At 65.4% G+C, this 22,354-nt stretch carries 15 protein-coding genes and 1 pseudogene; 15 read left to right on the top strand and 1 reads right to left on the bottom strand.

Annotation, left to right across the window (positions count from 1 at the left end):
• Positions 1–250: 250 nt before the first annotated feature.
• From BL8807_RS01645 to BL8807_RS01575, 15 genes and pseudogenes are all read left to right on the top strand, one after another.
• Positions 251–1,462, top strand: coding sequence for an MFS transporter (locus BL8807_RS01645; RefSeq protein WP_083570094.1), 1,212 nt, complete (start codon positions 251–253; stop codon positions 1,460–1,462).
• Between the two features lie 320 nt (positions 1,463–1,782).
• The gene (dapB, locus tag BL8807_RS01640) at positions 1,783–2,535 is read left to right on the top strand and encodes a 4-hydroxy-tetrahydrodipicolinate reductase (RefSeq protein ID WP_072723620.1); all 753 of its coding nucleotides are present in this window, start codon (positions 1,783–1,785) and stop codon (positions 2,533–2,535) included.
• A 180-nt stretch (positions 2,536–2,715) separates the two neighbouring features.
• On the top strand, positions 2,716–3,621 hold the full coding sequence (gene dapA, locus BL8807_RS01635) for a 4-hydroxy-tetrahydrodipicolinate synthase (protein ID WP_072723621.1): 906 nt from the start codon (positions 2,716–2,718) through the stop codon (positions 3,619–3,621).
• 68 nt (positions 3,622–3,689) lie between these two features.
• A complete protein-coding gene (locus tag BL8807_RS01630; protein ID WP_072723622.1) occupies positions 3,690–5,636 on the top strand; it encodes a ribonuclease J in 1,947 nt (648 codons plus the stop codon).
• 126 nt (positions 5,637–5,762) lie between these two features.
• Entirely contained in the window at positions 5,763–8,372 is a 2,610-nt protein-coding gene (pepN, locus tag BL8807_RS01625) for an aminopeptidase N (RefSeq protein ID WP_072723624.1), read from the top strand.
• Between the two features lie 41 nt (positions 8,373–8,413).
• A complete protein-coding gene (locus tag BL8807_RS01620) occupies positions 8,414–9,934 on the top strand; it encodes an AI-2E family transporter (protein WP_094725372.1) in 1,521 nt (506 codons plus the stop codon).
• Positions 9,934–11,166 carry a glycosyltransferase family 2 protein gene (locus BL8807_RS01615; RefSeq protein WP_072723692.1) on the top strand — a complete coding sequence of 411 codons (1,233 nt, stop codon included), beginning with the start codon at positions 9,934–9,936 and terminating at the stop codon, positions 11,164–11,166. The genes BL8807_RS01620 and BL8807_RS01615 overlap by 1 nt, the downstream gene beginning before the upstream one ends.
• Before the next feature lie 342 nt (positions 11,167–11,508).
• Positions 11,509–12,477, top strand: a complete 969-nt coding sequence (locus BL8807_RS01610; protein WP_072723694.1) for an ABC transporter ATP-binding protein — start codon at positions 11,509–11,511, stop codon at positions 12,475–12,477.
• On the top strand, positions 12,474–14,153 hold the full coding sequence (locus BL8807_RS01605; protein WP_072723626.1) for an ABC transporter permease: 1,680 nt from the start codon (positions 12,474–12,476) through the stop codon (positions 14,151–14,153). The genes BL8807_RS01610 and BL8807_RS01605 overlap by 4 nt, the downstream gene beginning before the upstream one ends.
• Before the next feature lie 112 nt (positions 14,154–14,265).
• Positions 14,266–15,684, top strand: a complete 1,419-nt coding sequence (locus BL8807_RS01600) for a D-alanyl-D-alanine carboxypeptidase/D-alanyl-D-alanine-endopeptidase (RefSeq protein ID WP_072723696.1) — start codon at positions 14,266–14,268, stop codon at positions 15,682–15,684.
• 4 nt (positions 15,685–15,688) lie between these two features.
• Positions 15,689–16,801, top strand: a complete 1,113-nt coding sequence (tilS, locus tag BL8807_RS01595) for a tRNA lysidine(34) synthetase TilS (RefSeq protein WP_072723628.1) — start codon at positions 15,689–15,691, stop codon at positions 16,799–16,801.
• Positions 16,788–17,351: a hypoxanthine phosphoribosyltransferase gene (gene hpt, locus BL8807_RS01590; protein WP_094725382.1), complete on the top strand. Its 564-nt coding sequence runs from the start codon at positions 16,788–16,790 to the stop codon at positions 17,349–17,351. The genes tilS and hpt overlap by 14 nt, the downstream gene beginning before the upstream one ends.
• Entirely contained in the window at positions 17,348–19,453 is a 2,106-nt protein-coding gene (gene ftsH / locus BL8807_RS01585; RefSeq protein WP_072723631.1) for an ATP-dependent zinc metalloprotease FtsH, read from the top strand. The genes hpt and ftsH overlap by 4 nt, the downstream gene beginning before the upstream one ends.
• A gap of 352 nt (positions 19,454–19,805) precedes the next feature.
• Positions 19,806–20,297 (top strand): annotated as a pseudogene (locus tag BL8807_RS11900) (2-amino-4-hydroxy-6-hydroxymethyldihydropteridine diphosphokinase); the annotation flags it as partial.
• 77 nt (positions 20,298–20,374) lie between these two features.
• Positions 20,375–20,911 carry a DUF3180 domain-containing protein gene (locus BL8807_RS01575; RefSeq protein ID WP_072723633.1) on the top strand — a complete coding sequence of 179 codons (537 nt, stop codon included), beginning with the start codon at positions 20,375–20,377 and terminating at the stop codon, positions 20,909–20,911.
• Between the two features lie 13 nt (positions 20,912–20,924).
• Here BL8807_RS01575 and BL8807_RS01570 read toward each other — a convergent pair whose 3' ends face one another.
• Complete coding sequence (locus tag BL8807_RS01570; RefSeq protein WP_094725499.1) at positions 20,925–22,181, bottom strand: IS110 family RNA-guided transposase; 1,257 nt, start codon at positions 22,179–22,181, stop codon at positions 20,925–20,927.
• Positions 22,182–22,354: the final 173 nt, after the last annotated feature.

Here is a 22,354-nt window from a genome sequence, read left to right as displayed (position 1 = left end):
TGGGCGGGCACACGCGCAACGGACGACAGTAAGGAGAGATGCCGTGGCGACGACAAGCCCCACGACCGACCCGAAGAACGACCAAACCGCGCAGACCATGCCGGATACGCCGGATACGCGGCGTGCGCGGGAGACTACCGCGAGCGGCGACGGCCGCGCTCCCAAGGCCTCGCCGTACGCCAGGCTGTTCCGCATACCCGGAGCGAAGGCCTTCTGCGTGTCCGGCGCGGTGGCGCGGTTGCCGATCTCCATGATGAGTCTCGGCATCGTGCTCGCGCTCAACCATCTATACGACAACTGGACCGTCGCCGGCACCATGAGCGCGGCCTACGTGTTCGCGCTTTCCTGTGTGACCCCGTTCTACGCGCGCGCCTTCGACCGTTTCGGCCAGGCCCGAGTGGGGCGGTTCGCGCTCGCCGTGCAGGTCGCGTCCATGCTGGGCTTCGCGTTCGGCGCGCTGATGCGTGTGCCGATTCCGTTGCTGTTCGCGCTCGCCGTGATCATGGGCCTGACCCAATTCTCCTTCGGCGCGTTGGTGCGCACCCGTTGGGCGTACGCGCTGCGCGGCGTCGACGGCGGCGAACAGCTGCTCAACACCGCCTATGCGATGGAGGCCGCCATCGACGAGGTCGTGTTCATTTTGGGGCCGATCCTCGCCGCGTGGCTGGCCACCTCCGTGCACCCGGTCAGCCAGCTGTTCGTGCCGACGCTGGCCTGCGGCATCGGCGGCACCGTATTCTTCATGCTCAAATCCACACAGCCCAAGCCGATGATCGAACAGGTCCAGACCGTCTCGCTGCCCACCGCCGAAGCCGCGTCCGCGCGCGCCGACGGCGCGATGGACACGCTGTCGTTGGACCAGTTGCGCCATCAGGGCACCAAGCCGAAGAACGTGCTGCTGTACACGGGCGTGCTGCCGCTGCTGGTGGTGTTCGTCGTCTTCAACATGAGCTTCACCTCCTTCGACGTGTCCATCACCGCCGCCATGCAGGAGGCGGGCGTCGAGAAGTTCCTCGGCCTGCAGCTCGCCATGTTCGCCCTCGGCTCGTGCATCGGCGCGGTGGTGTTCGGCTCCCGCCAGCTCAAAGGCTCGCATTGGGCGCATATGGTGATCTTCCTCGGTCTGCTCACCATCGGATTCGTGCTGTTCCGTCTGACGATGGACAACTTCTTCCTGCTGGGAGTGGTGGAGATCCTCGCCGGCCTGTGCGTCTCGCCGCTGTTCACCACCGGCAACCTCATCGTCAAAAGCCTGGTGCCGGCTGAATCGCTCACCGAAGGCCTCTCTTGGCTGTCCACCGCAGGCACGGTGGGCACTTCCATCGGCTCGTCGATCGGGGGCATCGTGCTCGACGCCTCCGGCGTGCACTCCGGCATGATGCTGCCCTGGATCTTCACCGCCGCCGCACTGCCCCTCGCCCTCTTGGGCTGGCGTCTGTCCCATCGCCCATCCAAGCGCTGAGCCGGACCTCCGTCGTGCCGGGCGAAATCCGTCGTATCGGGTGAAACCCTTCGTCATGCCGGGGTGAAACCCTCGTCATGCGGGTGAAACCTCCGTCATGCCGAGCGAAGTCGAGGCATCTCTTGGCTTGAGATCCTTGCGCCTCGCTACGCTCCGCTCAGGATGACGAAGAGGAACTACGTCCGCTCGGGACGACGGGCGGGTTTCGCGACAAGCATGTGGACTTGGGGGTGTGTTCCGCCATGGCCCGCGCTACGCTTTTTGGGAAGAGTGACAGGGCCCTATCCGTGAAGATGGGCCATGAACGGTAAGGAGCGAATATGATCAAGGTTTCCGTGGTTGGCGCGAAGGGCCGTATGGGCCGGCATGTGGTGGACGCGGTGAACGGCGCGGCCGACATGCAGCTGGCGCTCGCACTTGACGCGGGCGACGACCTGACCCGGATCACTCCCGAGAACACCGACGTGGCGGTTGAATTCACCGTGCCGTCCGTCACGCTCGACAATGTGCTCACGCTGATCGCGCAGGGAGTCGACGTGGTGGTGGGCACCACCGGATGGACCGACGAGAGGCTCGACCAGGTGCGCGAGGCGCTCGCCAAGGCCCCACGCGAAGGGCAGAAGGCGTTCATCGCGCCGAACTTCGCCATCTCCGCCGTGCTGGCCGATTATTTCTCCACGCAGGCGGCGAAGTATTTCGAATCCGTCGAGGTGATCGAACTGCACCATCCGAACAAGGTGGACGCCCCCTCCGGCACCGCGATCCACACGGCGCAGGGCATCGCCGCGGCCCGCAAGGCCGCCGGACTGCCGGCCGTGCCGGACGCCACCGAAACCGACGGCGGCTCGCGCGGCCAGTCGGTCGACGGCATCCAGGTGCACGCCGTGCGTCTGCGCGGACTCAACGCCCATGAAGAGGTATTGTTCGGCAATGCGGGGGAGCAGCTGACGATCCGCGCCGACAGCTTCGACCGCGGATCCTTTATGCCGGGCGTACTGCTCGCCGCGCGCAAGCTCGCCTCCGACGCCCCCGCAGGCCTGACCGTCGGCCTCGCCAACTTCCTCGACCTTTAATCCCTCCCTCCTGCGTCATGCTCGCCATGTTGTCAGGAGTCCAATAGGAGTGGGCAATCCCATAGGGTGATGCTCGACCGTAAAGACTTGGCCTGAGCGGCCCGGAGCGTGTCGAGCATCACCCTATGGGAGTGCCCACGGTGCCTAACACAGTCCATAACGAGAAGTACGGTGAACATTATGAGTGAGCATGACATCCACCTTCTGAATCCAGCCCCGTTCGGCCGCATCCTTCCCGCGATGGTCACTCCGATGAAGGACGACGGCAGCGTCGATTTCGATGCCGCGCAGAAGCTGGCCAAGGCGTTGGTCGCCGACGGCGCGGATGGCATCGTGGTCAACGGCACCACCGGTGAATCGCCCGTCACCCATATCGACGAGAAGGTCGACCTCGTGCGCGCGGTCAAAGAGGTCGTGGACGTGCCCGTCATTTCGGGCGCCGGATCCAACGACACCGCGCATACCGTGCGTATGGTCGAGCAGACCCAGGAGGCGGGCGCCGACGCGGTGCTCGTCGTCATGCCCTACTATTCCCGTCCCTCGCAGGACGGCGTCGTCGGCCACTACAAGGCCGTCAACGACTCCACCGACAAGCCGATCATCGTCTACGACGTGCCCGGCCGCACCGGCCTGAAGGTCACGGTCGACACCTACGACCGTCTGGCCGCGCTCGACCATGTCGTGGCAGTCAAGGACGCCACCGGCGACCTCGCCGCGGCGGTCGAGAAGCAGCAGCGCACCGGTCTGGCCTGGTATTCGGGTGACGACGGCCTGTTCCTGCCGTTCCTGTCCATCGGCGCGGTGGGCATCATCTCCGTGATCGCGCACGTCGCCTCAGCGCCGATGCGCGAACTGGCCGAGGCCTTCGACCGCGGCGACATCCACGAGGCGCAGCGCCTCGCCAACCAGCTCGCGCCGCTGGTGCACGCCCTGAACGGCGACGGCTATCAGGCCGTGATGGCCAAGGCCGCCTGCCGCGTCAACGGCACGCTTGAATCCACTGAAATGCGTCTGCCGAACATCGGCCCGGACGCCGTCCAGCTCGACAAGGCCGAGGAGGGCATGCGCGCCTCCGGTCTGCTCTGAGCGGACGCACCCCACGTCGCCTCCGTGAGAGCACGAAGGCAATAACCATAAGAAACCAACGAAAGTACATGGCACAAGAAAACAACACCAACGATTCCAACTCCTCATCATCGACCCGCGGCACCCGCCGCCGCGGCTCCGCCAAAACCGCCAGCACCAAGGCATCCAACACCAAGGCCGCGGCGAAATCCACCGCGAAAGCGAAGAACGCGCCCGCGAACAAGTCCGGACAGCGCGCCGGCAGGGGCGGCAGCCGTCCCCGCCACCAGAACAACTCCACGCAGGCCACCGCGCCCCAGCAGAACGCGACCCTGATCGCGCCGCCGAAGTACCGCAAGGGCTCGATGCGCATCACCCCGCTCGGCGGCCTTGGCGAAATCGGCCGCAACATGAACGTGGTCGAATACAACGGCCACCTGCTGCTCATCGACTGCGGCGTGCTCTTCCCCGAAGAGGAGCAGCCGGGCGTGGACCTGATCCTGCCCGACTTCAGCTATATCAAGGATCGCCTCGACCAGGTCGACGCGCTCGTGCTCACCCACGGCCATGAGGACCATATCGGCGGCGTGCCCTACCTGCTCAAGCTGCGCCCGGACATCCCGCTGATCGGCTCCAAGCTCACCCTCGCCTTCGTGGACGCAAAGTGCAAGGAGCATCGCATCAACCCCACCAAGGTGGAGGTCTCCGGCCGCGACAAGCTCAAGGTGGGCCCGTTCAACCTCGAGTTCGTGAACGTGACCCATTCGATTCCGGACGCGCTCGCCGTCTACGTGAAGACCCCGGCCGGAAGCCTGATCGACACCGGTGACATCAAGCTGGACCAGCTGCCGCTCGACCACCGCGTCACCGACCTGGTGGAGTTCGGCAAGCTCGGCGAGCAGGGCGTGGATCTGCTCATGATGGATTCCACCAACGCCGAGGTGCCCGGTTTCGTCAAGCCCGAGACCACGATCGGTCCCGCGCTCGACCAGGCTTTCGCGCAGGCGACCCGCAAGATCATCGTCGCCAGCTTCTCCTCGCATGTGCACCGCGTGCAGCAGGTGGTGGACGCCGCCCACAAGTACGGCCGCAAGGTCGTGTTCGTCGGCCGTTCCATGGTGCGCAACATGTCCATCGCCGCCGATCTGGGTTTCCTGCACATTCCCGAAGGCACGGTCGTCGACCTCAAGCAGGCCAACGACATTGAGGACAAGAACCTGGTGTACATGTGCACCGGCTCCCAGGGCGAGCCGATGGCCGCGCTGGGCCGCATCGCCGACGGCAACCACCGCGACATCTCGATCAACGAGTTCGACACGGTGATCCTGGCCAGCTCCCTGATCCCCGGCAACGAGCACGGCGTGTACAAGATCATCAACAAGCTCGTGCAGATGGGCGCGCGCGTGGTCAACCGCGACAACGCGGCCGTGCACGTCTCCGGCCACTGCAACGAGGGCGAGCTGCTGTACATGTACAACATCGTCAAGCCCAAGTGCGCCATGCCGATCCACGGCGAGAACCGCCATCTGGTGGCCAACGGCCTGATCGCCGTGAAAACCGGCGTGGATCCGCAGAACGTGGTGCTCGCCGAGGACGGCGACGTGGTGGACCTCTACCACGGCAAGGCCGCGGTCGTCGGCTCCGTGCCGTGCGGCTACGTGTATGTGGACGGCGACTCGGTGGGCGAGCTGACCGAGGAGGAGCTGGAGAAGCGCCGCATCCTCGGCACCGAAGGCTTCGTCTCCGCCTTCGTGGTGGTCGACACCGAGGCGCGCGAGGTGGTCTCCGGTCCGAAGATCTACCTGAACGCCGTGGCCGAGGACGAAAGCGAATTCAACAAGGTGCGTCATCAGATCGTCGAACAGCTCAACGACGCGATGATGAGCGGCACGAAGGACACCTACAAGCTGCAGCAGCTGATGCGCCGCACGCTGGGCGGTTGGATCTCCCGACAGCTCAAGCGCAAGCCGATGATCGTGCCCGTGGTGGCCGATCTGGCCACCGACGTGGACGAGCTTGCCGGCCAGGAGCGATAATTGGCTCCGCGCCGATAAAGGGTATACAGTTGTTCCTATCGGAATGGCAGAGCGGCGTAACCGAATCGGTTGCGCCGTTTTCATATGGCGTGGCGGAAGCGCGCCAGCTTGTGGCAAAGGAGTAGCATGCCCGGTTCTAACCTGACCCGAGTCGAGGCTGAGGAACGCAAAGGCGTCGTCGAAGCGCCGATCGCCTATCATGTCGATCTGGATCTGACTCGAGGGGAGCGCACCTTCGGTTCGGTCTCCCACATCACATTCGACGCCATGGCCGGCGCGAGCACCTTCCTGGATCTCATCGCCGACGAGGTGACCGCGGTCACGCTCAACGGCGAGGCCTTGGATCCGGCCGAAGTGTTCGCCGACGACCGCATCGCGCTGAATGATCTGAAGGAAAGCAACGACGTGGTGGTGGAGGCGCTGTGCCGCTACTCCAACACCGGCGAGGGCCTGCATCGTTCGGTGGACCCCACCGACGGCAACGTCTACCTGTACTCCCAGTTCGAGGTGCCGGACGCCCGCCGCGTCTACGCCGTGTTCGACCAGCCCGATCTGAAAGCCGTGTTCAACTTCTCCGTGCTGGCGCCCCAAAGCTGGATCGTCACCTCGAATATGCCGGTCGCCTCCGTCGAGGAGAGCGAAACCGAAACCGCCGACGGCACCCTCGGCGACAAGCCGAACGAGACGACCAAGCGTTGGACGTTCGAGCCCACCCCGGTGATGAGCTCCTATCTGACCGCCATCTGCGCCGGCCCGTACGCCGAGTGGCACACCGAATACCACAACGAGGACGGACGCGTCGTGCCGATGGCGCAGTACTGCCGCCAATCCCTGGCCGAAGCGTTCGAGAGGGACGTCGACTACCTGTTCGACATCACCAAGAAGGGCTTCGCGTTCTATGCCAAGACGTGGGGCGTGCCCTACCCGTACGCCAAGTACGACCAGATCTACGTGCCCGAATACAACGCGGGCGCCATGGAGAACATCGGCATGGTCACCATCCGCGACCAGTACGTGTTCGATTCGAAGGTCACCGACGCGCTCGCCGAACGCCGTGTGGTGACCGTGCTGCATGAGTTGGCCCACATGTGGTTCGGCGACTATGTGACCATGAAGTGGTGGAACGACCTGTGGCTCAACGAATCCTTCGCCGAGTTCACCTCCACCCTCGCCACCGCCGAGGCCACCGAATGGCATGACGCCTGGGCCACGTTCTGCTCCGGCGAGAAGAGTTGGGCGCTGCGTCAGGACCAGCTGCCCACCACGCATCCGATCGTCGCTCCGATCAACGACCTCAACGACACCTACGTGAACTTCGACGGCATCACCTACGCCAAGGGCGCGTCCGTCCTGAAGCAGCTGGTGTTCTATGTGGGCCGTGAGCGTTTCTTCGAGGGCATCCACAACTATCTCGACAAGCACGCCTACGCCAACGCCACCCTCGCCGACCTGCTGGGCGAGCTGGAGGCCACCTCCGGCCGCGACCTGAAGGCGTGGAGCGCGAAGTGGCTGGAGGAGTCCGGCATCAACACCATCACCCCGCAGGTCGAGACCGACGAGAACGGCGCGTTGCGCTCGCTCACCCTGCGTCAGACCGCTCCGGCGGACCATGCCGTGCTGCGCCCGCACCGTCTGGCCCTCGGCTTCTACGACGAGGACCCCGCCAGCGGCAAGATCGTACGCACCGAGCGTGTGGAACTGGATGTGGACGGCGAGACGACCGTGGTGGCCGAGGCCGCCGGCAAGCCCCGCCCCGCGCTGATTCTGGTCAACGACGAGGACCTGACCTACACGAAGATCCGTTTCGACGAGGAGTCCCTCGCCTTCGCCGAGGCCAACCTGCACCGTTTCGACGATGCGCTCGCCCGCGCCGTCATCTGGCTCGCCTTCTGGGATATGACCCGCGACGGCGAGTTCCCGGCCACGCGCTTCATCGACATGACGCTGCGTCTGCTGTCCGCGGAGACCGAATCCACCACCTTCCGCTATGCGCTCAGCTGCATGGGCACCGCCGTGCACCATTACGTGCCCGCCGACTCCCGCGACGAGATGCTGCGTCATGTGGCCGCCGAGCTGTGGGCGCTGGCCAATGTGGCCGATGCCGGCTCCGACAACCAGTTCCAGCTGGCCACCGCCTATCTGGGTTATGGCGAGGAGGGCGACGACGCGTTCGCCGCGAACGCGCGCGGTCTGCTCAACGGCACGATCAGCCTGCCTGAGCTTGAGATCGACAACAACCTCCGTTGGACGATCATCACCGCGCTCACCTCGGTCAACGAGATGGACGAGGCCGATGTGCAGGCCGAACTGGCCAAGAAGGAGACCACGGAGAACCGCGAGTTCGCGCTGGGCGCCCGCGCCTCCCACGCCACGGCCGACGCGAAGAGCTGGGCTTGGAACGAGGCGCTGCACAACGACGGGCTGACGAACTCGCAGATGGAGGCCGTGGCCCGCGGCTTCTCCGGCACGCCGCGCGCCGACCTGGCCGAACCGTACGCGAAGCAGTACTTCGACACGGTCGACTGGGTGTGGGCGAACAAAACCTACCATATGGCCGAAGCGCTGCTGACCGGCCTGTATCCGTCCTACGCCGATCCGGCCGATCTGACGGAGCTGGGCGACGCGTGGCTCGAATCTCACCAGGACGCGGACAACGCGCTCAGGCGACTGATCATCGAGAACGTGGATTCGTCGCGCCGCACGCTGAAGGTCCGCCAGTACAACGAATCTCTCTGATCGACCGACGCGGCCAACGCCGATAACGAGAATGGTGAGCCATGAGCATCAACGATGAAGACAACGAACGGATCGACTTCGCGTCGGTGTTCCCCTCCAAAGGGGATGCGCGCCGGCCTCCGGAATGGTTCGGGCGCGCCTTGCTGTACACGGCCATAGCCGTGTTCCTGGCGTATTTCGTCTGGAGGTCGTGGAGCAAGATCGACTACATCGTGCTCGATGTGGTCATCTCCATCTTCATCGCGTTGGCGGTGGAGCCGATGGTCGTCGCCCTGGTGCGGCATGGGTGGAAGCGGGGCGTCGCCTCGGCCTCCGCCCTGCTGCTGCTGTGCGTGGCGATCGTCGGCCTGCTGGCGTTGTTCGGCAACATGTTCGTGCAGCAGGTCGTCGGCATGGTGCGGGGGATGCCCGCGCTCTACCAGCAGATCGCCGATCTGGTGGCCCAGTACACCACGTTCCGGCTGCCGGAGATCGACAGCTTGGGCACGGAGATCATCAAGAACCTGCAGACCTCGTGGGTCACCGACTTCGCCGGACAGGCGCTCAACACCACGATGGGCGTCTTCAGTGTGCTGATCGACCTGCTCACCGTGCTGATGGTGACCTTCTACGTTTCGGCGGCCGGCCCCAAAATGCGCCGTTCGCTGTGCCAGTGGATGGGGCCCTCCCAGCAGCGCCGTTTCCTGCTGGTGTGGACGATCGTGCAGGAGCAGATCTCCGGATTCCTGTTCTCCCGTTCGATCCTCGCCCTGATCAACGCCACCTGCACCGGCATCTTCCTTGAGGTCATCCACGTGCCCTATTGGCTGCCGTTGGCGATCTTCTGCGGTCTGGTCTCCCAGTTCATCCCCGTGGTCGGCACCTACGTCGGCGGCGCGCTGCCGGTGCTGTTCGCATGGAGCAACAACGGCGTGCCGGCGGCGCTCGCCGTGCTGGTGTTCATCGTCGTCTACCAGCAGATCGAGAACATGATCCTCTCGCCGAAGATCTCGCAGCGCACGATGGATCTCAACGAGGCCGTGGCCTTCCTCGCCGTGCTGCTGTTCGGCTCCCTGTTCGGCGCGCTCGGCGCATTCCTGGCTTTGCCGATCACCGCCAGTCTGCAGGCCGTGTTCCGCGCATACACCAAGCGGTATGAGCTGGTCGATTCTCCGTTGATGAACGATCCCGAGCCGGTGAAGAAGTCCAAGGTGGTGGAGGCCGGCGAGGTGATCGCCGACCATGTGATCAAACCGGTGGCCGAGCATATGCCGCGCGCGGCCAAAAGCACGGCCGGCCGTGTGCCGATCAACGACGAGCTGCGCCGCCTGCAGGAGCAGATCTACAACATCGCGTCGTCCGACGACGGGGATGACGAGGATTCCGCCACGGTGGCGATTCCGAAGAACGTGCTGTCCGGACAGGAGCGCCGTCCGCTCGCGGGTGCCGACGAGAACGAAGGCGGGATCGTGGACGGGGACGAATCCGGAGCCGAAGACCGTGGTCGGTCCGACGTCGACGGGCGTGAGGACGGGAGCGGCGCGCGTTCGGCCGACGGCAATCCTCGTGCGGGGTGGCGCTGATGCTGCTGCTGAACGTGTTGGATGTCCTGCTGGTCATCCTGGGCGCGGCGGGCATCCTCTACCAAGCCGCCTGCATCATCATGTCGCTGCTGGCCAAGCCGGCCCGGTTCCCCGACGCGCCCGAAGACAGGCATTTCGCCGTGCTGATCTCCGCGCGCAACGAGGAGAATGTGATCGGCAACCTCATCGCCTCGATCCGCGAACAGACCTATCCCGGCGAACTCATCGACATCTGGCTGGTGGCCGACAACTGCACCGACCAGACCGCCCAGGTGGGGCGCGATCTGGGCTGCCATGTGGTCGAACGGCACAACACCGAGCAGATCGGCAAAGGCTACGCGCTCAGCTATCTGCTCAACCATATGATCGAATCCGGAGCGGCCGAGCGGTACGACGCGTATTTCGTGTTCGACGCGGACAATAAGCTCGACCGTCGTTATGTCGCGGAGATGAACAAGGCCTACCAGTCGGGCTTCCGCATTCTGACCAGCTACCGCAATTCGGTGAACCTCGCCGACAACTGGGTGTCGTCCGGCTCGGCGCTGTGGTTCATCCGCGAATCGCGGTTCCTCAACAGCTCGCGTATGATCTTCGGCTCCAGCTGCCATGTGGGCGGCACCGGTTTCATGTTCTCGCGCGAGGTGATGCAGCGCAACAAGGGGTGGAAGTTCCATCTGCTCACCGAGGATCTCGAATTCACCATGGATTCGATTCTGCATGGCGACCGCATCGGCTATTGCGGCACCGCCATTCTCTACGACGAGCAGCCGGTCACCTTCGCGCAGAGCTGGCGGCAGCGCTTGCGTTGGAGCAAGGGATTCCTGCAGGTGTTCCGCTATTACGGCGAGGCGCTGATCAAGCGCGCCGTGCGCGAACGCGACTTCTCCTGCATCGATTTCACGCTGCTGCTGTGCCCGTTCACCGTGCTTGGCGTGGTACGCGTGGCGATGGGATGTCTGTTCGCCGCGTTCGGATTCGTGACCTGGTCCAGCCAATTGCAGTCGCTGACCGGATGGTCGAGCGGCATCATCACCAGCATCCTCGGAATGATGGCGTTGGCGGCCCTGACGATTCTCGCGGAACGCGATCAGATCGGCGCCACCAACAAGGAGCTGTTCGCCTACGTGCTCAGCTTCCCGATCTACATGCTCAGCTACGTGCCGATTTCCTTCCAGGCCATCTTCGCCAAAGCCCAATGGAAACCCATACAACATAAAGGCGCGGCCTCGTAATTGCGAAGCAATTACACAAAGGCCGCGGAGGCGGCGCAGTGAAGGGAAAACCCTGTGGGTTTTCCCGAGCGTAGCTCCTTAAGATGTCACCCTCGTAATCGTTGCGCGATTATACAAAGGCCGCGGAGCCATCACATGGTGCGGTCCATGGTGCGGTGACTACATGGTGCGGTGGGTTGGAATTTCAACGTTTTCGAGGCACCGCACCATGGAAAGTGCCGCACCATGGGCACCACCGCACCATGGACCGCACCATGTGCCACATGATATGCCGCTGCGCGGCTGTGCACGGGTGTTGACAACAGCAAGGCAGCCCTTCGCGTGTGGGGTAGTATGGAAACCATGACATTCGACACTTTCGCCAATTCTGTTGGTTATGCTCCGATTCCTCCCGATCCTTCCGCCGCCGTGTCGATCCGCGGCCTGTTCAAGCGCTTCGACGACAAGGTCGCCGTCAACGGTCTGGCTCTCGACATTCCCGTCGGTTCCTTCTACGGCTTGGTCGGCCCCAACGGCGCTGGCAAAACCACCACGCTGAACATGCTCACCGGCCTGCTCGTGCCGGACGCGGGCACGGCGATGATCCTCGGCAACGACGTGTGGAGCGACGTCAACCGCGTCAAGCGCGAAATCGGCGTGATGCCGCAGGCCGGTCAGATCTTCGACAGGCTTACCGGCCTGCAGCTGCTGGTCTACTCGGGCATGCTGCGCGGCATGCGCCGCGACGAGGTGCTGCGCCGCGCCAACGATCTGCTGAACGCCTTCGATTTGGCGCAGTCGGCGAACACGATGGTGGTTGACTATTCCTCCGGCATGACCAAGAAGATCTGTCTTGCGGCCGCGATGATCCACAGTCCGCGCATTCTTGTGCTCGACGAGCCGTTCGAATCGGTCGATCCGGTTTCCAGCGCGAATCTGCGCGATATCCTGATTGAATACGCGGCCACCGGCGGTACGGTGATCATCTCCTCGCATGTGATGGCGCTGGTCGAGAAGATGTGCACGCATGTGGCCATCATCAACCGCGGCCAGGTGTGCGCGGCCGGCACCGTCGACCAAGTGGCGGCGGGCGGCGACTTGGAGGAGCGCTTCCTCACGCTTGTCGGCGGGCGTCACGGCGCGGCCAAACTCGACTGGCTCGACGGCGGCGCGAATGATGCGTCCATGCCGGCTTCCGCGCCGGGTTCCGCCACAAATCCAATCCAGCCCATGGTTCCGGTCCAGCCCATGACCCCGGTCCAGAATCCGATCGGGACGCCCGCGCCGACCGGTCGTACCGGCGCGTCGGACGGCAACGGAGGCGTGCGATGACCATCGCGTTGAATATCGTCCGCCTGCGTTGGGCGCTGACTTTCGCGGCCATGCGCAAATCCGTGTGGCAGACCGTCGGCTATGTCGTCTGTCTGGCGATGGGTGCCATGTGCGTCATCGGTGTGGCGGCGGGTGCGTTCGCTCTCGGTTTCGGTCCTGATTTGATGGGATCGCCGGCGGGACAGGCTTCGGCTGCGGCTCGTGACTACGCGTCGGTGACCCGCTGTGTGGTCGTCATCGTCGCGGCCTGCCTGCTGCTGTTCGTCGCGGCCATCCAGCTTATGCTGATCGGCGAGGGATCCTCGCTGAGCCCTAAAAAATTCGAATTATATGGTATCGAGGACCGCACGCTGCAGTTCGGTCTGCTGCTTGCGGGGCTTTCCGGGGCGCCTGCCATCGGCGGCACGCTCGCCTTCGCGCTGTGGGCCATGGCCTACCGTTGGATGGGGCCGGTGCCCGTGCTGGTGGCGGTCGTCGCCGCGCCGCTGGCCGTCGTCACGATGATCAGCATCTCGCGTATGATCATCTCATTGGCCACCTCGATGGTCACTTCCACGCGCGGTCGGACCATGTTCTATATCGTCACGACGGTGGTGTCCATTCTGCTGTGCCAGATGCCGAGCATCGTGCTCAACAGCAGTGTGGAATCCGAAGGTTTCGATACGGCCGCCCTGATGGCCGGCGGTACGATGCTCGCCGACATCCTGGCTTGGACGCCGCTCGCGGCCGCCTTCCAACTGCCGTTCGACGCGTTCGCCGGCGCTTGGCTGCCGTTGCTCGGCCGTCTCGCCGTGCTCGCGCTCACCTGGGTGGTGTGCTTCATGGTCTGCACCTGGTGTCTGCGTCGCGAACGCCTGGTCGCCGGGCGCGATGCCGCGACTGCCAAAATCAAAGGTATCGGCGCGTTCTCATGGATGCCTGACTCGCCGTCCGGCGCGATCTCCGCCCGACTGCTCATTTCGATGCGCCGGGACCCGCGCCTGTCGGTGATGTTCCTTATGCCGCTGCTGTTCGTGGTGATTTTCGGCATTCAGTCGCATGGTCTTTCCGTGATGATCTGGCAGTCGCTCACTTGGATGGGCCTGTTCATGATGATGGTGGAGGGCAACGGCCTGGCCTATGACGGCGGCGGCTTCACCATGCAGGTGCTCGCCGGCGTGCGCGGGCGCGACGACCGCTTCGGCCGCGTGCGTGTCTACGCGACGTTCTCGCTGGTCTACATACTGGTTCTCTCCTTGGGCATCTTCGTATTCACGGGGGATTGGCGCACCGGCGACGGGCTGGCGCTCGGACTGGTGTGCACCGGCATCGGCATCGGCGTCGTGTTCGCAGGCCTCGGCCTGGCCGAAGTGCTGTCCTGCGTGCTCATGTACCCGGTTCCCTCGATCGAAAAGCCGTTCTCGTCTCCGCAGGGGCGCTTGGCCGCGCAGGGCTTCTTCCCCTTCGCGCATCTGTTCGGCTCCGTCATCCTCATGCTGCCGACCGGCATCGTGGCGCTGGTGCTTGGCCTGACCGTGGGCGACGCCACGGTCGTGTTGGCGGGCGTCGGCGTGGGCGCGTTGGTCAACGGCGTCGTGGCGTTGCTCGTGGGTTCATGGCTTGGCGGTAAGCTGATGGATGTGCGGATGGTCAAGATCGTACAGACGCTCGAATCGTTCGCCAGCCTGCAGAAGTGACGCGCTTCGGTGGGCGAGGGTCCCATCGGTTGTTGGAAGACAAGGAGTGCGGCAGTTGGCTTTCGAGACGGCGAATCAACGGCCACGGCCCGGAACCCAAACCGTGCATGACATGCGGCGGCGCCGGTGGACCGTTCTGGTTTCGGTGGCGCTCACCGTGGCGCTGTGCGTGGGATACGCCGTGGCCGACGTGTATGACGCGGCCCCGGGCCTGCTGACGCAACGGACCGTCGCCGCAAGCGACTATCCCGCCCCGTCCGTCGTGCGCGTCGGCGACGGCATCGTGGGCGATCTCGACTCGACCAAAACCGTCGATCCGCAGGCCGCATCCGACCTGATCGAAACGCTCGTCTCCGCCGAAGGCGTCGGCGACGGCCTTTCGGCCATCATCGTCGACGCCCAAGGCGATGTCGTGGCGCAATACGAGTCAAGCACCCCGCGTGAGCCGGCCTCCACTATGAAGACGCTGACCGCGCTCGCCGCCTCCACCACCCTCGACATGGGCTCGACGCTCGACACCGAAACCTATCTCATCCAACACGACGACGGCACCGCCACATTGGTGCTTACCGGCAACGGCGACATGCTGCTCGGCGAGGGCGCAAGCGACCCCGAGCACGTCAACGGACGCGCTGGATTGGGCACACTGGCGGAAAGGACGGCCGCCGCGTTGTCGCAGCGCGGCATCACCGCCGTCACACTGGTCTACGACGATACCCTGTTCGGCGACCTGCGCTCGCCGGAGGGCATCGAGGAGAACAACGGCGACCACCTTTACTACACGCCCGTCTCGTCCATGGCCGTGGATGGCGGCCGTCAATGGTCGAGCGCCCTGCCCAAACCCTCCAATCCCGACGATTCCTCGTTGTATCCGCCGTTGTCGCAGACCACCGCGGCCGATGCGGCCGCCGTATTCGCCACCCGGCTGGCCGAGCAAGGCATCACCGTGAGCGGCGGGCCCAGCGAGGGAACCACGCCGGAGGATCTTTCACCCCTGGCCAGCGTCTCATCGGCCACATTGGCCGAGGTGCTCGCCTTCGCGCTGCGATATTCGGACAACACGCTCGCCGAGGAGTTCGGCAGGCTGACCGCCATCGCGCGCGGCGCCGACAATTCGCCCGCCGGCGCCACCGCCGCGGTCGAGGAGGCGCTGCGGGAACTGGGCATCGACACCACGGGACTGACGATGGCCGACTGTTCGGGACTGACCCCAGGTTCGCGGCTGACCGTGCGCACCCTGGCCGCCGTGCAGACGCATAACCTCACCGCCGGCAACGGCGCCGCCGCGGCGGAGGGATTGTCCATCGCGGGACTGGTCGGCACCGCCGCCACCCGATACACCGACGAATCGGCGGCCGGTCTGCTGCGAGTGAAAACCGGCAGCCTCGGCACGGTCACGTCGATGGCCGGCAACGTCTCGCGCATCGATGGCGGCGCGCTCTCCTTCGCCGTGGTCGTCAACGATCCGACGGACTACGAGGCCGCGCGTTCCGCAATCGACGCGTTCGTGACCGCTCTGGTCGGGCTGTGATCGCATGGTGTATTCGGCACGTCTGCGCAACGCGATCGGCCTGCTGCGCTCATCGCTGGAACAGGCCGGTCTGGGCATGCAATCGCCCCGCTTCGCCGAACATGGGGAACATGAGCCTGATCCGGACGCGCCTATGGTGCTGGTCGCCTGTTCGGGAGGGCGGGATTCGATGGCGCTGGCCGCGGTGTCGCGTCGTGTGTGCGCCTCGCTGGGACTGCGCTGCGGCGTCGTGATCGTCGACCATGGATTGCAGTCGGATTCGGCGCGGGTGGCGCGTGAGACGGCCGACCGTTGCCGTGCGCTGGGCATCTCCGAAGCGGTTGTGCGTCCGGTTACGGTGACGCCCAACGGCGAAGGGACGGAATCCGCGGCCCGTGAGGCGCGCTACGCCGCGCTGGTCAGCGAGGCGGCGTCTTGCGGAACCCGCTGCGTGGTGGCGTTGGCCCACACGCGTGACGATCAGGCCGAAACCGTGTTGATGGGACTGCTGCGTTCCGGTGGCGTGGATGCGCTCGCCGGTATGCCCCCGCGTTTCGAGCGCGGCGGCGTCGTCTTCCTGCGTCCGTGGCTGGCCCTGCCCCGCGCGGACACCACCGGCATCTGCGAGGATCTGGGACTGGCGTATTGGGACGATCCGACCAACGGCGACGCCGCCGCGGAGCGGGGGGATGTCGATGATGGTCTGCCCCGTGGGTTCCCGCTGCGTTCGCGTGTGCGGCACGACCTCATCCCGTACATCGAACGTTTCGCCGACGCCGATATCGTGGGTCATCTGGCCGAGGGGGCGAATCAGGCGCGGCAGGACAAGGATTTTCTGGACGATCAGTCCGACCGGTTGGCATGTCGGAGCGTGCTGAACCACGCCGCCGAGGGCGAGGTGGTGCGCTTCGACGCGCGCGTGCTCGCCGAAGCGCATCCGGCGATCCGCAGACGTGTGGTCGCGCACGCGTTGCTCGCGGCCGGCATCGCCTGTTCCATGAAACAGGTCGAGTCCATCGACGCGCTGATCTGCGACTGGCATGGCCAGGGGGGTGTGGCCCTTCCCAGAGGATATTCAGCGAACCGCAAGAAACACGTCATTCGTGTGTGCCAAGATGGAGCGCATGCGAATCGCTGATGTTCAGGAGTGCATTGACCACGAGCTGGTCAGTGCGCGGCAGATTGATACCATAATCCGCCAGGCCGCGGCGCGCGCTAGCGCCGACTACCGTGGCAAGGATCCGTTGCTGGTGGCGGTTCTGAAGGGGGCCGTGAACACCTTGGTCGCGTTCTCCCAGGCCATGACCATTCCCGTTCAGATGGATTTCATGAGCCTGTCGAGCTACGGTTCGGGGGTCACGTCGAGCGGCGCCGTCACCGTGCGGCAGGATCTGTCCGCCGATGTTCGCGGCCGGCACATTCTGATCGTTGAGGATATTGTGGATTCAGGACGCACGCTCGCCTGGCTGGTCGATGAGCTCAAAGCGCGCGGCGCCGCCTCGGTCGAGGTGTTCGCGCTGCTGAGCAAGCCTTCGCGCCGCGAAGTGGACGTGGATGTGAAATACAGCGGCTACGAGATTCCGGACGAATTCGTGGTCGGATTCGGTCTCGACTATGACGAGCGATTCCGCAACCTCGACTCGATCGCGGTGCTCAAACCGTCCGTATACCAAGGAGAACAAGCATGACCTTCCCTCAAGGACCCGGCCAATCAGGCAACGGGAACTCGCCCAACGGCGGTGACAACCGCAACAACGGCAACCCGTTCACCAACCCGTTCAACCGCGGCGGCGACGGCAACGGCAACAAGCGGGGCAACTCCAACGAGCCCAAGCCGTTCTGGCAGTCGCCGTGGCTGTGGGGCGTGGTGCTGGTGATGCTCAGCGTGCTCATGTTCCAGATGTTCGCCGGCTCCAGCACCCGCACCATCGACACCAAGGACGGCTTCGAGCTGATTCAGAGCGGTCAGGCCACCTACGCCGAGATCACCGACAACCGGCAGCAGGTGCGGCTGGAGTTGAGCAGCGACTTCACCAAAACCGACCCCGACACCGGCCGGGAGGTGAACTACGGCAAGGAGGTGCAGTTCTACTACACCTTCGCGCAGGGCTCCCAGCTGGCGCAGATGGTCGAGGAGGCCAATCTGTCGAAGGGCTGGACCTCGAATATCGCGCAGACCAGCGTGGTCAGCTATCTGCTGTCCTCGCTGCTGCCCTTCCTCATCATCTTCGGCCTGTTCTGGTTCCTGATGAGCCGTATGGGCGGCGCCTCCGGCATGTTCGGCATGGGAGGCAAGAAGAACGCGGGCAAGCTGCTCGAAGGCCAGACCCCGACGACCAAGTTCGCCGACGTGGCCGGCGAGGACGAGGCCGTGGCCGAGGTCGAGGAGATCAAGGACTTCCTGAAGGATCCGTCCAAGTACAAGGCGCTGGGCGCGCGCATCCCGCGCGGCGTGCTGCTGTACGGCCCTCCCGGCACCGGTAAGACGCTGCTCGCGCGCGCCATCGCCGGCGAGGCCGGCGTGCCGTTCTACTCGATGGCCGGCTCCGACTTCGTCGAGATGTTCGTCGGCCTGGGCGCCTCCCGTGTGCGCGACCTGTTCGAAGAGGCCAAGAAGAACGCCCCCGCGATCATCTTCATCGACGAGATCGACGCCGTCGGCCGCAAGCGCGGCTCCGGCATGGGCGGCGGCCACGATGAGCGCGAGCAGACGCTCAACCAGCTGCTTGTCGAGATGGACGGCTTCAACAACGACACCAACCTCATCATCATCGCCGCCACCAACCGCCCCGACGTGCTCGATCCGGCCCTGCTGCGTCCGGGCCGATTCGACCGCCAGGTGGGCGTCGCCGCCCCCGATCTGGAAGGCCGCGAGGCGATTCTGAAGGTGCACGCCAAGGGCAAGCCCTTCGTGCCGGACGTCGATCTGCATATGATCGCCGTGCGCACGCCGGGCTTCACCGGCGCCGATCTGGCCAATGTGCTCAACGAGGCCGCGCTGCTGTGCGCCCGCGCCGGCGCCCAGCTCATCGACAACCGCGCCATCGACGAGGCCATCGACCGCGTGCAGGCCGGACCGAAGAAGCAGTCGAAGGGCATGGCCCTCGAAGAGCTGCGCAACACCGCCTACCATGAGGGCGGCCACGCGCTTGTCGCGGCGGCCCTCAACGACACCGATCCGGTGACCAAGGTGACGATTCTGCCGCGAGGCCGCGCGCTCGGCTATACGGCCGTGATGCCCACCTCCGACCGCTACTCGCAGTCGCGCAACCAGCTGCTCGACCAGATGGCCTACGCGATGGGCGGCCGCACCGCCGAGGAGATCGTCTTCCACGATCCGACCACCGGCGCTTCGAACGACATCGAGAAGGCGACGAAGATCGCCCGCACCATGGTCGTCGAATACGGCTTCTCCGCGAAGCTCGGCGCGATCAAGTGGGCGGATGACGACGACCAGACCACGGTGATGGACGGACTCGCCCCGCGCAAGTACTCCGACCGCACCGCCGAGGTCATCGACGACGAAGTGTTGAAGCTCGTGGAGACCGCGCACACCGAGGCGTGGAACATCATCAACGAGAACCGCGACGTGCTCGACGAACTCGTGCGCCAGCTGCTCGTCAAGGAGACCCTGAACGAGAAGGAATTGGCCTCGATCTTCGCGAACATCAAGAAGGCCCCGAAGCGCGAGGTGTGGCTCTCCGACGAGCGCCGACCCGATTCGTACAAGCCGCCGGTCGAGATCCCCGAGTCGCTGAAGCGCTCGGTGGGTATGAAGCCGGGCGAGTGATCGCAAGCGACAACCAAGGGGGCGTGCCGGGCGGCAGGCCCCCTGCCATATGGGGGAGAAGACCGTGACAAACACCGAACATCAGGAGCTCGACGCCGAGGTGACGCTGCGGCTGACCCCGAGTCAGGCGCGACGGCTCGCCCCGGGCGCGCATGTGGACGTTATCGTGCGTGACGCCGGCGGCGAATTCGTGGCCTTCGCGCACGACGTCGATGTGCGGATCGACGGCATCGACGGCGGCGACATCATCGACGGCGGCGGCAGCGGCGCGAATCGTGTCGGATTCGGGCCGGATTCGGCCGCCCCGACCACCGCCGTCGAGACCGATGGGGACGAACGGACGGACGTTGGCGCGGCCATCGCCTCCCGCAGGGCCGTCATTTCACTGGACAGCGTGTCTCAACGGGCCGAGTCGATATTCCGTGCGGCGATCGTCGCCATCGATGGTATCCCCGGCAACCAGGTGGAAGGCATCTCTCCGCTCTACCATGTCAGCGGCGTCACCGGACCGGACGCGATGGCCGCCGTCATCCAGATCACCACCCGGATGAGCGCGCGCGAACTCATCGGTGTGCTCGGCGCGGTGGAGGCTTCCCACGAGGGAGCGGTGGATTTGGATCTGGTGGATATGGAAGGCGTGCGATCCGACGAGCCGGACTGCCGCGTGCCGTGGCCCTCGGCCCGTGAGCATGCGGGCGTGCTGGCCCCTTGGCTTGATATGGATCCCGACGCCGAATTGGGAGGCGATCCGGTTTCGTTCCTGCTGGCGATGGCTCCCGACGCGGGATTCGTGGGAATGCTGAGCGACAATTGGATCCTCGGAGCGCAGGGACTGATCGACTGAACGCCCGACGGGCGGGATCCCGTCCGGTTCGTCCCATCTTCGCGGGCGGGACGGACGTTGGAATATAAGGAGAACATATGAACGCACGGCGCACCTCATGGTGGTATTACCTCATCGCCATCGCGCTCGGCCTATTGGGCGGCGCCGGCATCGCCGTCTACGACGAGCATTCCGGAGCATCGATGCTCGGCGCGCCTTGGTTCGTCTCCGGACTGCTGGCCGTGCTTGGGGTCGTCGTGCTCGTGCTGGCCCTGCAGGTGCATAAATACGCCACCACCGACCCCCGCAAGCGGCCGAACACGTTCGTGAATCCCACTTTGGCCGTGTACACGCTGGTGCTGGCCAAAGCCTTGGGACTCGCCGGCGCGGCGCTCGCCGGATGGTACGGCGGCCAGGCGCTGCTGTCCATCGCGCATATGGAGGCGGATTATTACTCGCAGGTCGTGCTCGAATGCGCGATCGCCGTGGTGGTCTGCCTGGCCGATATGGTGATCGGCATCGTGGGGGAGTGGCTGTGCCAGTTGCCTCCCACCGAAGGCGCGGAGCATCCCAAAATGAAGAAGGCGGCCAGAAGCCGCCAAATGGCGGGCGCGGTCTCCAAATCCGCCGAATAGAACCTCGATGCTCCTATAGTTTGTCAAGCTGTTGTTGGGGTGGTGTGTCGGTGGTGCTGTGGATCCATTGGGTGGCTCGTCGTTCGAGTTCGGGCAGGTCGCGGGCGCCTCGTTCGATCTCGCTGATCCTGCTGGAGGGCACGCCGAGGGCCTGTCCGACCTGTCGCTGGGTCAGCGCGTGGGAGAGCCTCAGTTCGCGCAGCATGGCGCCGCGCCGGGCGGGTGGCTCGCGTCCGGGGTCGCCGTCGCGGACGGCGATGAGGACGCGGTGGATCTCGCGGGCGATGTAGCGTTTGAGGCAGCGGATGGTCTCCATCTTGCTTTTGCCCTCGCGGGTCCTTTTGGCCATGTAGTCGCGGGTGGGCTGGTGGTGGCGCAGGCGCACGACGGCGATCTGGTGCAGGGCCTTGTTGCCCTGCCGGTTGCCTCCCCGGTTGAGCCGGTGGCGGCTGGTCCTGCCGCTGGAGGCGGGCAGGGGGCACGCGCCGCACAGTTTGGCGAACGCGGCCTCGCTTCTGACTCGTTCGGGGTTGTCGCCGGCGACGACGGCCAGGGTGGCCGCGGTGACGACGCCGACCCCGTTCAGGTCGAGCAGCGCGCGGGCGTGTTCCTCGAGGATCTCGCGCATCGCCCTCTCGAGCCCGTCCGCCTGTTCGCGGAGGGCCTTCCACGCCGTCGCGGACGCCTTCATCGCGGTGAGCGCGGCGCGCTCGACCGGCCCGCCGGCGGGCCGGCAGGCGGCAAGGCGGGTCATGCGCCTCCCGGTCCTCAGGCTCCGGTAGCGGTCCCGGACGGTCTCGGGCGCGGTGACGAGCATGCCGTTGACGCTGTTGGACAGCGTGGTCATGGCCGACACCAGCCGGTCGCGCTGCGTGTTGAGGTGGCGCAGGGCCTCGACCCAGCCGTCCGAGCTCTTCGGCCCGGTCCCGTCTCCGGCCATGACGCTCCTGGCCGCCTCGGCGGCGTCGACGGGGTCGGACTTGCCGTCCCTGCGGCGCACCGCGCGTTTGGGGCGCAGCACCTCGCGCGTCTCGTAGCCCGCGGCGGCGAGCCTGCGGGCCAGGGCCGCGCCGTACGAGTTGGTCCCCTCCACGCCCACCACGACCCGGGACGGGTCGGGCAGCATGCCCGCCAGCGCCTCGTAGCCGGCGGCGTCGGTCGGGAACGTCCGCGTGGCCAGCGGCCGTCCGCGCCAGTCGAGCAGGGCGAGCGTGTGGGTGTCGGTGTGGGTGTCCACCCCGGCGTAGATCGTCTCCATGGGCGGCGTCATCGTTGTCCTCCTTCGCTGGCCGTCGATGGTCGTTCCGGGGGCTTCCGGCGCAGACGGGACGTTGACGGGACACGCTACCATGGACGATGCGGGGTCCGATGGGAGCGTCCACGCTCCTATGAGGTCATGCGTCCATGGCCCTCGGTCCGGCGGTCCCGGGCGGGACAGATCGA

It is taken from the genome of Bifidobacterium lemurum (assembly GCF_014898175.1).
Taxonomy (GTDB): Bacteria; Actinomycetota; Actinomycetes; order Actinomycetales; family Bifidobacteriaceae; genus Bifidobacterium; species Bifidobacterium lemurum.
Note: the sequence above shows the minus strand (reverse complement) of the source record. Positions and strands in the feature narration are given on the sequence as shown.

Excerpts from the sequence above, each read along its gene's own strand:
- BL8807_RS01645 (WP_083570094.1), top strand. The coding sequence starts at position 251 with ATGATGAGTCTCGGCATCGTGCTCGCGCTCAACCATCTATACGACAAC.
- dapB (WP_072723620.1), top strand. The coding sequence starts at position 1,783 with ATGATCAAGGTTTCCGTGGTTGGCGCGAAGGGCCGTATGGGCCGGCAT.
- dapA (WP_072723621.1), top strand. The coding sequence starts at position 2,716 with ATGAGTGAGCATGACATCCACCTTCTGAATCCAGCCCCGTTCGGCCGC.
- BL8807_RS01630 (WP_072723622.1), top strand. The coding sequence starts at position 3,690 with ATGGCACAAGAAAACAACACCAACGATTCCAACTCCTCATCATCGACC.
- pepN (WP_072723624.1), top strand. The coding sequence starts at position 5,763 with ATGCCCGGTTCTAACCTGACCCGAGTCGAGGCTGAGGAACGCAAAGGC.
- BL8807_RS01620 (WP_094725372.1), top strand. The coding sequence starts at position 8,414 with ATGAGCATCAACGATGAAGACAACGAACGGATCGACTTCGCGTCGGTG.
- BL8807_RS01615 (WP_072723692.1), top strand. The coding sequence starts at position 9,934 with ATGCTGCTGCTGAACGTGTTGGATGTCCTGCTGGTCATCCTGGGCGCG.
- BL8807_RS01610 (WP_072723694.1), top strand. The coding sequence starts at position 11,509 with ATGACATTCGACACTTTCGCCAATTCTGTTGGTTATGCTCCGATTCCT.
- BL8807_RS01605 (WP_072723626.1), top strand. The coding sequence starts at position 12,474 with ATGACCATCGCGTTGAATATCGTCCGCCTGCGTTGGGCGCTGACTTTC.
- BL8807_RS01600 (WP_072723696.1), top strand. The coding sequence starts at position 14,266 with ATGCGGCGGCGCCGGTGGACCGTTCTGGTTTCGGTGGCGCTCACCGTG.
- tilS (WP_072723628.1), top strand. The coding sequence starts at position 15,689 with ATGGTGTATTCGGCACGTCTGCGCAACGCGATCGGCCTGCTGCGCTCA.
- hpt (WP_094725382.1), top strand. The coding sequence starts at position 16,788 with ATGCGAATCGCTGATGTTCAGGAGTGCATTGACCACGAGCTGGTCAGT.
- ftsH (WP_072723631.1), top strand. The coding sequence starts at position 17,348 with ATGACCTTCCCTCAAGGACCCGGCCAATCAGGCAACGGGAACTCGCCC.
- BL8807_RS01575 (WP_072723633.1), top strand. The coding sequence starts at position 20,375 with ATGAACGCACGGCGCACCTCATGGTGGTATTACCTCATCGCCATCGCG.
- BL8807_RS01570 (WP_094725499.1), bottom strand. The coding sequence starts at position 22,181 with ATGACGCCGCCCATGGAGACGATCTACGCCGGGGTGGACACCCACACC.